The following is a 14,750-nucleotide window of genomic DNA, read 5'->3' as shown; positions in this document are numbered from 1 at the left end:
AAACAACATCTCAAGTTATCTTAGTCGTAATAAGTTGGCCAGCTTCATTAATAGTAACTTTCCATTTCACTCCACTAGCAGTCTTCATGATTATACCTTTACTTGCCTCTATTTCAATATCTCCAAACATTCTTCCACCAGTTGTCGCTAACCAAGCGTTCCCGTTTTCCATAGAAGACCTTGCAAAAATACGATTAATTCGAAAACGCTTATGATCTTGAGAATAACCACTTAATGTAATTCTAACTTTATATATCTGACTCGCCTTCATATTCGATATAATTGTATCGCCAACATTTAACGGAACATCCAACGCGATAACCCAACTTCCAGTTGCGCTTAATGCATATTCAATTTTAATTTTCTTTGGGCTCTCTCCCCACCCAAAATACATTCCAAAACAATTTAACATTTGTATTGGTTTTTTCGTAAAATCCAGTTCAATTACAACTGGATTACTATCTGGAACGTCAATATAGTTTACACTTTGTTCATCTATTAAATTAAAGCAATTTGCGAGATTCCCCCCGTAAGGCACTTTCCCACTTACTTGCTTAATCGTATACTTCTGCTGAGCATTTACTAAAATATCATCTTGATTCCCTATTAAATGTGGTTTATTTAACGTAATCGGTAACTGAATTCGAAGAGATTCTTCATAGGTAGACTTACAAACATTGTATTGTCCTTTATCTACAATAGTTGTAGAAAGTAAATTTGAAAAAAGGTAGTTACGATGCGAATTAGAAGAAAATTCAATGACAATCTGTTCACTACTCATCCGGTACGTATCCCAAATCATACAATCAAATGTATTATACGCACCTGAGCAACGAATTGCTTTTTTCGTTTGTTGTCTACATTGCACTTGAATATCATGAAACGTATTTCCTGAACTTTCATTTGGCAAATCACTATTTCCATCTACTTCAATCCCATACACACATCCATCAATAAATATAGATTGAAATACATTGGCGTTAATCCAGCAAGGTGTATTGATATCATCTATATACTCTGTTTTCAAATATATTGCAGTTTGAAAGTTTTTAATTTGAATAAATTTAACTTGAAAGAAACTAATATAATCCCATGCCTTTTGACAATAAAAATGTATAGCTTTTCCTTTATACGATGGAGTTGTATTTATTATATTTATATTTGATATAACAGATTGATTAGGTACTTCGATTTGTTGTGAACCAGAAACATAAATAACAGCAGATTGAAACAATGAATTTATAACTTGAATAGTACCACCAACTATCGAAGCGTTACTTTGTAGCTCAAATGCATTAAAATCCCCATCAATTTGCAGCGTTACGGTAGGATCTAACTCTAATCTTACGTTTGATTTAATAACAATCGGCTTTACAATTTTGTACGTATTTACCCCTGTAATTCTAACCGTCGAAATTCGATTCGCTACACAATAATCAATAGCTTGCTGAATTGCTAATGAGCTATCATTTCCCGAGTTTGGAACTGCGCCAAAACAATCAATGTGAACGCTACTTTCTGGCGCACAATCTTCTTGGGAAGAAATATATTCTGACAAAATAAATTCACTCCTCATATTACCTTTTTTCATATAATATGTGAGTTCTCTCTTAAAAGTTTCTATAATAAAAAAAACAAACGACCTACCCGGTCATTTGTTTAACTCATATATATTTTTCGTTTCTTCTATCATTTTAGTTAACGAGAAATACCTCACTGCTTTCTCTCGTGCTTTCAATCTAATATCATTTACCCTTTCTTCATTCCCTTGTAGTTCTTCAAGTGCACTTGCGAATTCAGATTCGCAATATTCAGATATCAAAATGCCTGATTCTCCATCTATTACCGCTTCATGTATTCCGCCAACATCAATTGAAACAATTGGTGTCCCTGTAGCCATCGCTTCAATTACTACCATTGGAAACACTTCACGAAAAGATAATAAAAGTAAGGCATCCATATTCCCTATAAACTCATGCGGCTCTGAAATATTCCCTAGCATCTTCACCCTTTGCTGCAATCCATATTTTTCTATTTCTTTCATAATCGATTCTTTCTCTGGTCCATCACCAGCAATATAAAACATAAAATCATTTCTCTTTTTCAACACATTTGCAATTTTGACAAATAGTTGATGGTTTTTCTCTTTGGATAATCTAGCTAATATCCCTATTTTATATGTAGATTCTTTCTTCTTCTGCTGGAATAAAAACTTTTCAATATCGACACCATTATAAATTGTATTTATTTTTTCTTCTGCTACATGAATTGAAATTAAATTATTCTTTTCAAACTCACTTACTGTAATAATATTGTTTACATATTTATTCATGAAATAACGAAAAAGCGTTGGCATTTTCTTTTCTAATATCGTTACATTATGTTTCGTATAAACAATTTTCATCTTTTTTTTAATAAACTTTTGAATTAGAAAAGCATATAATACCATTCGCAAACTATTTGCATGAATAAGTTCTATCTTTCGTTTACAAATTTCGTTTCGTAAATAATAAATATTTCTCAAATGATTCCATCGACTAAGTAATATAAAATTTTCTTTTCTAGTAAGAGATTCATATAGTTCTCCATCACCTGCAGCTGTATAAATCTTAAAATCATCATAACGCAAATTACTTTCCAATTTACAGAAATAGCTCTCGGCTCCGCCAGTTATCAATTTATCTGTCATCAACAGTATATTCATAATTGCGTCTTCCCAACTACATTGATTTTATTTTTTTTATAAGCATGATAAGCATACTTACTAAAATAGTAAAAAATTTGCATCGAATTCAGTCGTTCTTGTTCCCTTAACAATTTCCAATACCGGAAAGCTGCTCTAATTTTATTTCTAGAAACAGAATTTGTAACAATTCTATATTTTGCTAACACTTGCTGTATCCCTTTTGCTTCATACCCTTCATGTAATAAGTTCAGCCATAACGCTGTATCTTCCGGCTGTATACTAGGCATTTCGACATATGGAATTTTTTCACGATCAATCATCACTGTTAAACAACCGATAATTGTATTTCCTACTAAATAATGATAGTCAACAGATTTTGGTACACTCACTTCGCAATTTAGTTCATTACCATTTTCATCAATTAAACTATACGACGCATATGAAAAAGCTATATTCATTTCTTCCATAAATAACAATTGTGTCTTCAATTTATGCGGCAACCATATATCATCACTATCTAAAAAGGCAATATACCTTCCTCTTGCCTCTTGGATCGCTAAATTCCGAGCTTTAGCAGCACCAACATTTTCTTTTAATGATAATAACCTAATTCGTGAGTCTCCTTCTATTATCTCTTTAATTTTTGCGGCAGATTGGTCGGTTGAACCGTCATCAACGATAATCATTTCCCAGTTTTCATACGATTGATTCTGTACAGATGAAATTGTCTCACCTATAAATCGTATACTATTATAAGAAGGTGTTATTACAGAAACATAAGGCGGCTCGTTATGTGCTGATAGACATTTTACCATCTATCTTTCCCCTTCCTTCATATATTGAAATATACTTCACAACAACTGCTAAAAATAAAAAGAACGCTTCGTTAATAATGAGTGACAATGACATCATCTGAAATAAAAATGCAATCATAGTCAATAGAAGATATGGTTTTTCACGAAACAAAGTATGCTGCGCTAGCTTGAACATTAATATGAATAAAAACGCACTATATAGAAGAAAACCAATTGTACCCGATTCAGACAAAATTTCTAAAAATGTATTGTGTACATATAATTTTTCATTAAATTGATACTCATAATAATTCGAAAAGTTAAAAGCACCGATTCCGATATATGGATTGGATAAATAATATTTAAAAGCAGCTTCCCATAATGTAAACCTACCACTTCCATTATCATGGGAAAAATCAGAAATTCGTTTATTTAATATGTCATCTAATTGGCCCCCCATTACACTATTCGATAAACTAAAAATAACTACACTAAACAATACTAAACTCATAATTATTTTTATTTTTTTGGTGAAACTAGATATACATATATATACAAATACGACAAGTACAAGCGCTAATATACCGCCCCTTGAAAAGGTTAATAAACTCGTCGTAACACATAAAATTAACCCTAGGATGTTAGTTATATTTTGTAAATTCGTCATATAGTACATAAAAAATATTGTATTATAGAAAATAAAAATGTTAGGATCATCTAGCAATCCAATTAACCGTGGATATCCTCTATCAACTAATAACCCGGCAAAAATTTCTCTCTCTTCTCCACCGTATAAACTAAAGTATTGTAAACCGATTATATAGAGTATTAGACTTACTACATTAAATACTACTCCTACATAAGCAATAGATGATTCAAGTACCACTATTTCAGTATTGCCCAATAAATTCCTCATTATAAAATAGCATCCTAAAACAAGTAGCACGCCAAAAATCATACGAATACTAGCATTTAAATACATAGAAAGAATTCCACTCAAACAATAAATGAAATAAAACAGTAAAAATATAACTTCATGAAAATATAACTTTTGAATATGAAAGTCTTTAATTGTTAAACAAAAATATATGACTAAAAAAATCATATATATTTTCAATGAAAATCCAATATATAAATTGTATTTACTTAACATAACAAATAATATTAGAAGAATAATCCATCCCATCGATACTTTCATATTATTTTCCATAGGCTATATCCCCTGTTTCGTAATATAATCCTTTTTGCGTATTTTTCTTATAAAAGAAAGAAGAAGTTTTTTTAGCTCATAATCATATAGGAATATGGCAGCTACTACAATTAGTATATTAAGAACAAGCGCAATTAAATGATATGTATGTAATATATATTGCACTCCAATAAAGGTTACACCAAAATAAATTGTATACGGTATTACAATTTGGAATACAATTTTTTTCTTCACTACACTTACCGCTATATATCCCACTAAAGCGACTATTTCAAATAAAACCATAGCGTATGCCGCTCCTATCACTCCACCAAGACTACTAAAGCTATAAAGCATAACTCCACCGATCACCAATGCTACACACTGCACAACAGTCCTCTTATTTTGACATCCACTTGTCGTTAAACCGTCAGCAATAGCAATATTTAAACTTTGTAGCACAATAAGAAATGATAATATTTGGAGTGGTTCTACTGCATTGCGCCATTCTTCATGAAAAAATATAGAAATAAAGTATGGTGCTAAATGATATAAACCGATCGTCATACATATTCCTACAATCGCCATTGATTTAATTTGAAGCAAATTTAATTTCGTATGCTCTTCTATATTATTCTGGTTATAATGCTTAAAGAGAACTGGAAAAAATGCACCTGCAATTACCCCTGGTACTTGATATAAAGCTGCCGGCATCCGGTACGCCACTGCAAAAACACCTACCATACTTAATGGCAATGTATAGTTAAGCAAGATAGGTGCTAATTGTGGCGTACTCATTATTAAAAAACCGCTAATAATAAAGGGAGTTAATTGCCAAAATAAAGCTTTATGAATTACGACTTTCATATTCATTTTCGTCTTTCTTCTCATGATATATATACTGAATAAACCACCGATCATATACCCAAAAGCATATAAGCGAGCCGTTACATACACCGGTAACTCTCCGAAAATACAAAAACATGTAATTATAATGACAACCGATGCTGATACAACTTTAATGAGCGCTATATACTTCATACGTTCCGTCAGTTGAAAATAGGCAATTCCTATGTTTTGCCAAGTTAATCCTATTAACATGAAAAACATTACGTTTATCATCATATAAATTAAATTTTTATCCGCATACATATAATGAATAACAATATAACCGATTATAGAAATAAGAATAAGTAGAATCATCCTTATTTTTATATACGATGATAAAATCTTCTCTAAATCTGCTCCATCCTTTGCCCCTTCTCGAAGAAACGTATTACTAAGTCCTAAGTCTGTAAAAAATAACATAACAAACGTCACTGCTATGGCAACACTAAACATCCCATAATGTTGTGCGTTAAAAAAGTTTGCTAAAACAATTAAACTGACGGCCTGAAGAAGGTTAGCTAAAATCGTACTATAAAATAGATGGATAATATTGTTTAGAATAGATCTACCCATACAAGTTCTCCTTTGCAAGTAACCTACTTACATATGTTGTTTGTTTACATATATATTTATCTTGCACCATTACCGTTCAATACAATTAAAACGGTTTTACATAAAATACGGATGTCCATCCGAAATGTTTTCATTTCAATATACTCCATGTCCAGCCTCAACTTTTCCTTTGGATCAAGATTATATCCTCCATTTATTTGTGCCCATCCTGTTAATCCTGGTTTTACCATTAAACGATCCTTAAATTCTGGAATAAACGTATCAAACTCATTATAAAAAAACTCTCTCTCTGGTCTAGGGCCTACAAAAGACATATCTCCTCTTAAAATATTTAAAAGTTGCGGTAATTCATCAATTCTCGTTTTCCTTATGAACAATCCAACTTTTGTAATTCTTGAATCATGTTCTTTTGCCCATTGCGGGCCATTTATTTCAGCATCCTTTACCATCGATCTTAATTTAAATACATTAAACTTCTTCCCGTTTATACCTAAACGTTCTTGAAAGTAAATTGGAGCACCTGATGTTTCTAAAGTAATCATAATACAAAAGAACAACATAATTGGTATCGTTAATAGTAACAATATGAGTGAAAATATAATATCAAACAAGCGTTTTACACTTCGATTCAATATGCTAGGCTTTTCTTGAGCCGGAATCGTATACAACTTGGCTTGATTTGTTTCACGAATCATGAATCGTTACCCCCACATTCAAGAATATAAAATTATACCTATTAATTCACATTCTTTCCTATTTATATCCGCTATTACTTTTTGCACTGTACGTAGTGAATCTTTTCGCTTTTTAACCGCTAAGACCACTCCATCGCATTTCTCTGCAATAATGTGCGTAGCAGGAAGATCAAATACTTCAGAACAATAAAAGAAAATGTAATCAAAATCTTCTTTCCACTTAACAATCGCATTATCAAATTCATCCATAGCAACTAAGGGCGTCCCTGTGTGTACTGTTTTTTTTGCAGGAATACAATATAAGTATTTAGACAAATTACTAGAAAAAGATTCATAATTGCAGGGGGAAGAGCTTATTATATCGTTTACGGTTATCATGTGATCACTTTGTAATAATACATGTAGTTTAGGGTCAGAAAAATTCACATCAATAAGTAACACCTTTTTCTTCATTTCTGCAAACACTAGACCCATATTTACTATAAGCGAGGCAACAATCCCTCTGTCCTTCGTTGAACTAACTGTGAATAGTTGTTTTCCAGATTTTTTCAGCTCGTGATACACCGTATAAAACTGCTCTTTCATCAAATCATCATGCAAATCGAATGGCAGCTGTTTCTTTGTTCTAAACATCGACATGTTCACCTCGATATATAGATGATTGTTTATCAATCTCTGTAGATTTCTGTTTTCTATTCGGTTTCACATTTATGTGACCAATAACAGAGACTGTTGTTATTTTCTCTAAATCTTGTTCCGTGTATATACGTTCATCAAAATAATCTCGAAATACAGCTAAACCTATCCCAACAAAAAAACTAACAATTAAAGAAATAGGAATGATCAGTTGAAATTTCGGAAACAATTTTTCAGCCTGTTCCTGTAACTCAGGATCCGTCAACACTTTCACACCTTGTACATTTGTGTACTGTTGAAAACTTTGTTGTGATTGCTCTGCCAATGTCTTTACAATGTCTTTCACGACTTTCGGATTAGAATCTTTTACTGTAACAGTTACAATTTGTGAATTGTCCGTATTCACTACCGAGATTTTTTGTGCTAATTCATAACTTGATTGCTCTAATTTCAAAGTTTTTTTGACTGTTGAAATAATTAATGGGCTTTTTAAAATATCAACATACGATGTTACTAGTTGCTTATTTTCTTGTGTTTTATTTGTTGAATTTTCCTTATTAAACTCATCTAAATTCCCAACAAGAATTTGCGTTGAATATTGATATGACGGCTTTAAAACATACATAGAGATAAGAACTAAAGAAGCGGTTAAACAACACATCGTTAAAATAATCGTTACGAATCTTCTTTTCAATAATTGTTGAAAATCTTTTATACTCATTTCTTGCTTCAATTATTTCACCGCCCTTTTCTGAATAACATCCTGCAAGTCACTCTTTACAGATACCCCTCTCTTCTTTCTATCCACTTGTTTTGTTACATACTTTCCGACTCTGAATGCAAATTTTTCTACATATATATACGAAAGTATTGCAAGTATAAACGAAAATATAAGTGAAAAAATTAAAATAATAGGCAACGGTAATATTTCATGGAACATGTATATAAGGGAAAACAACGATATAATATGGTATAAATAAAGACTGTAAGAAATCTTCCCCAAATATAACAAGTATTTATTGCGTAGCAAGGATGACAAAGTTGATATTGACAAACTTAATATGACAAATAGACTTGCACTTATCGCCACTACGTAGTCTCGAAATATAAAATTATTGAGTACTTTAATTTCTCCAATAAGTCCTTCATACATAAAAAGTAAAATCGCAAATAAAAACCATGCAATTTTCGTGTTTTTAGTACAATTACTATAAAAAACTATTAAATTATTTTTATACTTCGCAACTAGTGCCCCCAATAAAAACAGCACCGTATAATGCAACGTTAATGCATAGCTTGTTAATGTTAAGCCCGAGCGAAACAAAAATAATATTACGACAGAACATATACTAAAACTAAACAATAATAGTAATGAACACCTTAACGTTTTTCGTAAACAAATCATCAAAATTAACAGAAAAATTATTGATATTCGCATTTCATGGACAAGTGACCAAATCACACCGTTATATGCATCTGTATTATATTTCCCAACCAATAAAATATGTTGCGCTATTAAGCTTGGAGAACTTTCAATCGTCCATGAGCGATTAAACCATTCACTTAAATAAGAAATACCATATTCACTAATTGTAGCCTGGCATATAATAGCTATAATTATTGCCACAATATAGGGAATATATATTCTGCATATACGTTTTAAAAGGTATGCCCCATAGCTACTATAGGTTTTTTGAATAGATTCATACAAAACAAATCCGCTCAAAACAAAAAAGATAATAACAGATTCGTTACCACTACTAAAAATAAGACGAGCAGGCGTTTCTTTTAATAGATACACAACAAATGGTTTATTATCTTCATAACTGTAATTTTGAAATGCTGAAAAAATCATTAAATGATGACCGATCATTACTATTAATGAAGAAATCCCTCTTATAGAATCCAATTCTTCGTATCTCTTCATCTTTTTACATCAACTCCTAATGAAATGATACTAATCATTTCAAAGCGACATCTTTATTCATATTCCCCTCCTTTCTTTTCATTCCAATTTTTCATATTAAAATGATTTTATAGTATAAATTTGAGTGTATTGTAACATTTTTTGTAATATTATGAATAGGAAATCTCAAAAATTGGTATATACCAATTTCAACCTCGAAAAATGAGTAATATTGATAGAAAAACACTATAAAAATATCTGGCATATTTACAAAATTAAAGAGATGAATAACGTTTTTTCAATATAAAATAAAAAAGATAGCCTATATAGGCTATCTTTTTTATCTTATTTAATTACTAGCACCACTCTATGCTACATGTCGTTTCTCAATTCTCTCTTCAATTTCTTTCATATTTTCTTTATTATTTAATAGTGATTGTTTATTTTCAATTAATAATTGTTTAAAAGATTTTCTCACTTTTTTTCTCATTTTCATTGTCCTCCTTGGGGGATGGTTTATATAAAAGATAAAGAATTATCTGTGTGTCCTTATAATAATTGATTGTTGTGAATTCTATTTGAACTTCATATGAAAATTCCATTTATTTTCTGACAACTTTGTGAACACGAAAAAAAGACTCTCTAAAACTATGTTGAAATTAATTCACTTCATTATAAAAATTACTATTCCCATCAACTTTTATCATTATATCTTGTCGAAACATTTATATATTTAAAATTGAGTTCGACATAATTTTATTTACTATAATACTTTTTACAAAAACAAAAAGAAGGTGTCACCAAGTCAAATTTCGACTTATGCAACATCCCTCTTTCCAAACTATTTATAGCATATTTATTAATATTTCAGGTCTTCCCCAATTCATTTCTTCACAAACAAATCTAAGTTTTTCTTCATCCATTGTGTGTAATCCCTCTTCTAGTAAACATGAAATTGGAACTTCACAGTGAATTTGTGCTAATTGCAACGAAATATTTAAGTTCTCTAAATCACTTTCAATCTTCGTACGCTGCGCTTTTGTTAATGATTCTACATTTTCTAGTACAGCGGATACTGTTCCGTGCTCTTGAATAAGCTTATACGCTGTTTTTTCACCGATACCTTTTACACCTGGATAATTATCACTTGTATCTCCCATGAAAGCTTTTGCATGGACGATTTGCCACGGCTCTACACCTTTTTCTTCCATGATTTTCTCCGGTGTGTAATATTCGTAATTTCCAATTCCTTTACGCAGAAGCATAACTGTAACGTTCTTATCAACAAGTTGAAGTAAATCTGTATCACCAGTTAAAATATAAACTTCAGCTTCATTGCAGTATTGTTTTGCAAGCGTACCGATACAATCATCGGCTTCATAGCCTTTCATACCAATAACTGGAATGGATAATTTCGCAGTCATTTCTTGCACTAAATCAAATTGAGGAATTAATTCTTCTGGTGGCGCTGCACGATTTGCTTTATAATTCGAGAACGATTCTGTTCTAAATGTCGTACTTCCCATATCCCAGCATGTAACGATATGTGTTGGTTCAATCGCTTGCGTAGCTGTTAACAAGTGTTTCATATAACCATGAATCCCATTCGTAGGGGTTCCATCTTGTCGTTTCATAAATTGTCCGTAGACACTTGTTGCGTAAAAAGCACGAAATAATAGTGCCATACCATCAACTAATAATACTTTTTTCATAATTCCTCTCCTATTAAAAAAATAATAACCTCACGTTATCACGTAAGGTTATATAAATAGATTACCATTCTACGTTTTTGCTCAACTTTGTCTATTATACATTGTTTTTGTATATTTAGCACCATTAACACATTAAGACTTTCTACTACAACAAGTATGCAATATGCCTGAATACGTATTTTTTCCAGTAGAAACAACGACAGCCTTTGCACTTCCACTAACGATATGTGAACCTTTAAAACATACATTTTCAAGCTCAAGTGGATTATAATCTTTCATCCGTTTTAATGGAATAAATCGTTTACGTTCAAGGTGATAGCAGCTTTCAAACTTCTCTATACTCGCTTCGTTTCCCGTTAACACAGACTCATTCACTAATAAATCATCTGCATAAATAATACGTACATCAGCTGGCACAGCATCTCCAGCCGAAAGAAAAATCATATCTCCAGGTACAAGTTCTTGCACTGGTATCTCCATCATTTTCAGTTCACTATTTAGCCCTGTACTACTAGAACATTCTACTCTAGATACAGTAATCGTTTCACGTTGTAATTCATCACACACACGTTGTTTTGAAAAAACTGGAATCATGCCACCAAGCTTCATCATTACTTCTGCAAGAATTGCTCTTTTTGAAGTTAGTTCATTTCGGCCATATACTTGAATACGTTTTTGCGCCTCTTTCATTGATAGTCCGTCTCTTGTTGTTTTAAAATATGCAAATACAGATTTTACATCTCTTGTTGCAATTTCAATTAATAAATCTTTATTTTTTTGGAGCATTGTTTGTTCTTTTATTGATTTTTTATTTAGTTTATATGACGTGTTACCCACAGTTTTGTTTGCATATAACATATTATCGTCTCCTCCTTTACAACATAGGAAGAAACGCTTTGTTTCTCAATTTATCCACTTTACTGTGAAAGTGTCTAGCGCTTTATAAACGCTACATTGTGATAAATATAGAGGGAGGAACAAATCGTTTCCTGCCTACATCATATATTTTTGATTTGAAGTATATGGGTAACGGAACCGAGTCAGAATTTGACATGCTCCTCACCTCCTCGTTTAATTTTATAGTTTATACTATGAAATTACTCATAGCTTGGTAACAAAAAAGACCCCTACCCTTAAGAGAGTAGCGGCCATTACATACACAAATAAACGATTTCTAATATAATTAGAAATCTACGGACCTCTCCCTCACCGAGTTTTAGCACTGTATAGCATAGGTACATTACCAGCTACGTTAAGAAAAACCTTAATTCGATCATTCCTGTTGACCCATTGGCGTCTCTCGACATTTTTGGGCAGTAGCATTTCTCTATACAGGAGCCTCACCTAACAGAGACTTATTTTCATTACATTGAAAATGTTACTCTTATTTAAAATAGATGTCAACCGTAGCCTACAATTTTTTCAAAAGGTATGGCAAACTAACGTATATAAAGTGAAACTTTAATCAGTGGGGGTTTTGTTCATCCCCCACTGATTATTAGCCCTCACCAATCGGGCTGCCCGGCAAATAGCGGGATAAAATAAAAAACTTTACGTTTAAACGTAAAGTTTTTAATAAGTTATACAACCAGCGATTACAATCCCAATTGAAAGCGATAAAAACATAAGAAAAAGACCGACTGCTTGATTATCTTCTTCGAGACTTTTGTTTATATTAAAGCGTGGTGTAAGCCACTCAGCTAAATAAAAGACGATAATTTGAGCCAAAATCCCAACTGCTCCCCACGAAATCATATCAAGAAGTGAAATTGAATTAGCTGCTGTCGAATATAAAACAACAGCTAACCCAAGTAATCGTCCTCCAAGCACATAGCTTACCGCCTTATTTCCTTGAGCCATTAACTTAAATTCCTTTACTTTCGTTGTCACTTCCATCAAGAACAGACCTATACATAAAAGGCCGAGTGTTACTGCTAAATATAATAAAAAATTAATCATTTTTCCCCCTCCTTTTTATACCTACCGGTAAATAGTACGATTCATTTCCTGTAATCTTTTCTCCCGCACGAATACCGATACTACTCGCTTTTCCAGCAATTAAAAACGAACCAAACACATATGACAGCTTCTCGATCCCTTTTTCTGTTTCCAAGGATACGACTGGCAGTTCGGTATACTTTTGAAATATCGGCAGTGACGCTTTATACGTTTCGTGTGCATTTTGAAGCATAATATTTTCGTCTTTATCGCGAATCGTAATTGTATCTCCTTCTCTCCCAAATGAAGGTTTTTGAACGAAAGAACCTTTTCCTAAAAATAAATCTGGTTCTAAATATGTAGGTAACATATATTCTTTAATCCACTGTTGTTCCTCATTTGTATAAAAGACCTCTTCTTCTGCTAACCCCCAAATAAGACACTGAATTGATTTTGGCTGAAGTAAAAATGCTGACAAAGGATTTATTATAAAAAGCTTTCCGGCTTTTACAAGTTGTAACAGTTCCACACCTACCAAATCTCCTGTTTCAGGATCTTGATCCTCAATTAAATCTTCTATCGGATATGTTTGGCGATATAAAACATCAATCTTCGCCCCATCTTTATCGACTAGAGCATCCTTTGTAATTCTAAGTTCTGACATTGGCACTACTTTATTTTCAACATGGCATAGCTGACTTAAATACATAGTGGTATTCCAATCCTCGATATGCTCATGATGTGCTGTAAAAACAACATTTGGATTATCTAATCCCTTTGTCGCTTCCATTACTGCTTTCGTTACACCAGAAGATAGCAATCGTTCTTGATCCGAGTTTGGATCATCATAGCCTAGATTTTCACATACTTTCCCATTCATTTGAAAACATTCCACAATAAAAGTTGGTGTATCACTATTAAACTCAAGCATTTTGATTTTATTATCCTCTGTTACAGCAAAATCAAATCGCGAAATTACAGATTCAGGATAAAGCCCTTTCATTCTAATGAATGATAAACTCGCGGATGGAAAGCCAAGATCTAGAAGCTGTTCGTCACTTAAATTACGCAGCAGTCTAGCAGTCTTAAAAAATATTTTCCCCATTCGTTCAGTCGCTAAGTGTAATTGGTCCAAAGTCTGATTTGTTATAGAAAAAACATGAAACAAACTATACTCACATTCATATAAATCCGACCAAAAATTCGGATATTTTAAATAAAATTCTTTTCGATCCCTTATGTATTGCGACATATTTTAGCCCCCAAATCCTCCCTTTGAACCGCTTCCAATTCCACCTTTAAATTCAGCAGACGATTGATACGATTTAAACGCCGATGAATTTTTAAAAGTGGATTTATTTTGATAGTATCGCCCACCATAGAAGTAATGCCCACGATAACCTGAACTACTATCATCACACTGCCATACCCCAAGTTCATCATCCCAATCCCAATCAGAACAACTATTATCATTCGGTTTTGGGGGAAGATCTTGTGCGCAGCCAAATAAAGTGCCAGTCATTAAAGACGTTACGACACCACCTACTAGCCATTTCGTTTTTGTCACCTTCGCACTCCCCTTTTTAAATTCTATTCCTATTATATAGGATGGCATGATAAAGTAGAAGAAAAAGGAAGAAGAGGGATTAAATGCGCTTAGAACCTGTTTAGAATCTATGGTATAATCTGTACAAAAAAGGATATTTTCTATGATACATAATTATACAAGTAAC

15 protein-coding genes and 1 riboswitch are annotated in these 14,750 nt (G+C 32.3%); all 15 genes read right to left on the bottom strand.

From position 1 onward, the window contains the following. Window positions 1–10: 10 nt before the first annotated feature. A complete protein-coding gene (locus ACQRBL_RS07730; protein ID WP_000006059.1) occupies window positions 11–1,558 on the bottom strand; it encodes a hypothetical protein in 1,548 nt (515 codons plus the stop codon). 93 nt (window positions 1,559–1,651) lie between these two features. Continuing rightward, on the bottom strand, window positions 1,652–2,704 hold the full coding sequence (locus tag ACQRBL_RS07725; RefSeq protein ID WP_001023702.1) for a glycosyltransferase family 4 protein: 1,053 nt from the start codon (window positions 2,702–2,704) through the stop codon (window positions 1,652–1,654). Continuing rightward, window positions 2,701–3,501 carry a glycosyltransferase family 2 protein gene (locus ACQRBL_RS07720; protein ID WP_000237685.1) on the bottom strand — a complete coding sequence of 267 codons (801 nt, stop codon included), beginning with the start codon at window positions 3,499–3,501 and terminating at the stop codon, window positions 2,701–2,703. Before ACQRBL_RS07720 ends, ACQRBL_RS07725 begins: the two co-directional genes overlap by 4 nt. Beyond that, window positions 3,476–4,690, bottom strand: a complete 1,215-nt coding sequence (locus ACQRBL_RS07715) for an O-antigen ligase family protein (RefSeq protein ID WP_411996289.1) — start codon at window positions 4,688–4,690, stop codon at window positions 3,476–3,478. Before ACQRBL_RS07715 ends, ACQRBL_RS07720 begins: the two co-directional genes overlap by 26 nt. Window positions 4,691–4,693: 3 nt before the next feature. Then, window positions 4,694–6,130, bottom strand: a complete 1,437-nt coding sequence (locus ACQRBL_RS07710; RefSeq protein ID WP_023521530.1) for an oligosaccharide flippase family protein — start codon at window positions 6,128–6,130, stop codon at window positions 4,694–4,696. Window positions 6,131–6,186: 56 nt separating this feature from the next. Next, on the bottom strand, window positions 6,187–6,825 hold the full coding sequence (locus tag ACQRBL_RS07705; protein ID WP_000617654.1) for a sugar transferase: 639 nt from the start codon (window positions 6,823–6,825) through the stop codon (window positions 6,187–6,189). 18 nt (window positions 6,826–6,843) lie between these two features. After that, window positions 6,844–7,464: a CpsD/CapB family tyrosine-protein kinase gene (locus ACQRBL_RS07700; protein WP_043924638.1), complete on the bottom strand. Its 621-nt coding sequence runs from the start codon at window positions 7,462–7,464 to the stop codon at window positions 6,844–6,846. Further along, window positions 7,451–8,194: a YveK family protein gene (locus ACQRBL_RS07695; RefSeq protein ID WP_000807062.1), complete on the bottom strand. Its 744-nt coding sequence runs from the start codon at window positions 8,192–8,194 to the stop codon at window positions 7,451–7,453. The genes ACQRBL_RS07700 and ACQRBL_RS07695 overlap by 14 nt, the downstream gene beginning before the upstream one ends. After that, window positions 8,195–9,388, bottom strand: coding sequence for an acyltransferase family protein (locus tag ACQRBL_RS07690; RefSeq protein ID WP_411996290.1), 1,194 nt, complete (start codon window positions 9,386–9,388; stop codon window positions 8,195–8,197). Window positions 9,389–9,734: 346 nt separating this feature from the next. Next, window positions 9,735–9,857, bottom strand: a complete 123-nt coding sequence (locus ACQRBL_RS07685) for an FbpB family small basic protein (protein ID WP_229181744.1) — start codon at window positions 9,855–9,857, stop codon at window positions 9,735–9,737. Between the two features lie 355 nt (window positions 9,858–10,212). After that, window positions 10,213–11,079 (bottom strand): 5'-3' exonuclease, encoded by an 867-nt coding sequence (locus tag ACQRBL_RS07680; RefSeq protein ID WP_000757069.1) that lies wholly within the window; start codon window positions 11,077–11,079, stop codon window positions 10,213–10,215. A gap of 132 nt (window positions 11,080–11,211) precedes the next feature. Beyond that, on the bottom strand, window positions 11,212–11,937 hold the full coding sequence (locus tag ACQRBL_RS07675; RefSeq protein WP_097919833.1) for a cation-transporting P-type ATPase: 726 nt from the start codon (window positions 11,935–11,937) through the stop codon (window positions 11,212–11,214). A gap of 335 nt (window positions 11,938–12,272) precedes the next feature. After that, window positions 12,273–12,438, bottom strand: a riboswitch (M-box (ykoK) riboswitch). Between the two features lie 213 nt (window positions 12,439–12,651). Then, complete coding sequence (locus ACQRBL_RS07670) at window positions 12,652–13,038, bottom strand: DUF350 domain-containing protein (protein ID WP_000606862.1); 387 nt, start codon at window positions 13,036–13,038, stop codon at window positions 12,652–12,654. Then, window positions 13,031–14,269 (bottom strand): glutathionylspermidine synthase family protein, encoded by a 1,239-nt coding sequence (locus ACQRBL_RS07665; protein WP_023521524.1) that lies wholly within the window; start codon window positions 14,267–14,269, stop codon window positions 13,031–13,033. The genes ACQRBL_RS07670 and ACQRBL_RS07665 overlap by 8 nt, the downstream gene beginning before the upstream one ends. A gap of 3 nt (window positions 14,270–14,272) precedes the next feature. Further along, complete coding sequence (locus ACQRBL_RS07660; RefSeq protein ID WP_000169030.1) at window positions 14,273–14,584, bottom strand: hypothetical protein; 312 nt, start codon at window positions 14,582–14,584, stop codon at window positions 14,273–14,275. Between the last annotated feature and the right edge of the window lie 166 nt (window positions 14,585–14,750).

The organism is Bacillus sp. AF62 (assembly GCF_050312695.1).
Taxonomy (GTDB): Bacteria; Bacillota; Bacilli; order Bacillales; family Bacillaceae_G; genus Bacillus_A; species Bacillus_A cereus.
The sequence above is the reverse complement of the archived record's forward strand: the minus strand, read 5'-3'. Positions and strand labels throughout refer to the sequence as shown.

Bases quoted from the DNA above. Each gene is read 5' to 3' on its own strand.
- ACQRBL_RS07725 (WP_001023702.1), bottom strand. From the start codon at position 2,704: ATGAATATACTGTTGATGACAGATAAATTGATAACTGGCGGAGCCGAG.
- ACQRBL_RS07720 (WP_000237685.1), bottom strand. From the start codon at position 3,501: ATGGTAAAATGTCTATCAGCACATAACGAGCCGCCTTATGTTTCTGTA.
- ACQRBL_RS07715 (WP_411996289.1), bottom strand. From the start codon at position 4,690: ATGGAAAATAATATGAAAGTATCGATGGGATGGATTATTCTTCTAATA.
- ACQRBL_RS07710 (WP_023521530.1), bottom strand. From the start codon at position 6,130: ATGGGTAGATCTATTCTAAACAATATTATCCATCTATTTTATAGTACG.
- ACQRBL_RS07705 (WP_000617654.1), bottom strand. From the start codon at position 6,825: ATGATTCGTGAAACAAATCAAGCCAAGTTGTATACGATTCCGGCTCAA.
- ACQRBL_RS07700 (WP_043924638.1), bottom strand. From the start codon at position 7,464: ATGTCGATGTTTAGAACAAAGAAACAGCTGCCATTCGATTTGCATGAT.
- ACQRBL_RS07690 (WP_411996290.1), bottom strand. From the start codon at position 9,388: ATGAAGAGATACGAAGAATTGGATTCTATAAGAGGGATTTCTTCATTA.
- ACQRBL_RS07685 (WP_229181744.1), bottom strand. From the start codon at position 9,857: ATGAGAAAAAAAGTGAGAAAATCTTTTAAACAATTATTAATTGAAAAT.
- ACQRBL_RS07680 (WP_000757069.1), bottom strand. From the start codon at position 11,079: ATGAAAAAAGTATTATTAGTTGATGGTATGGCACTATTATTTCGTGCT.
- ACQRBL_RS07675 (WP_097919833.1), bottom strand. From the start codon at position 11,937: ATGTTATATGCAAACAAAACTGTGGGTAACACGTCATATAAACTAAAT.
- ACQRBL_RS07670 (WP_000606862.1), bottom strand. From the start codon at position 13,038: ATGATTAATTTTTTATTATATTTAGCAGTAACACTCGGCCTTTTATGT.
- ACQRBL_RS07665 (WP_023521524.1), bottom strand. From the start codon at position 14,269: ATGTCGCAATACATAAGGGATCGAAAAGAATTTTATTTAAAATATCCG.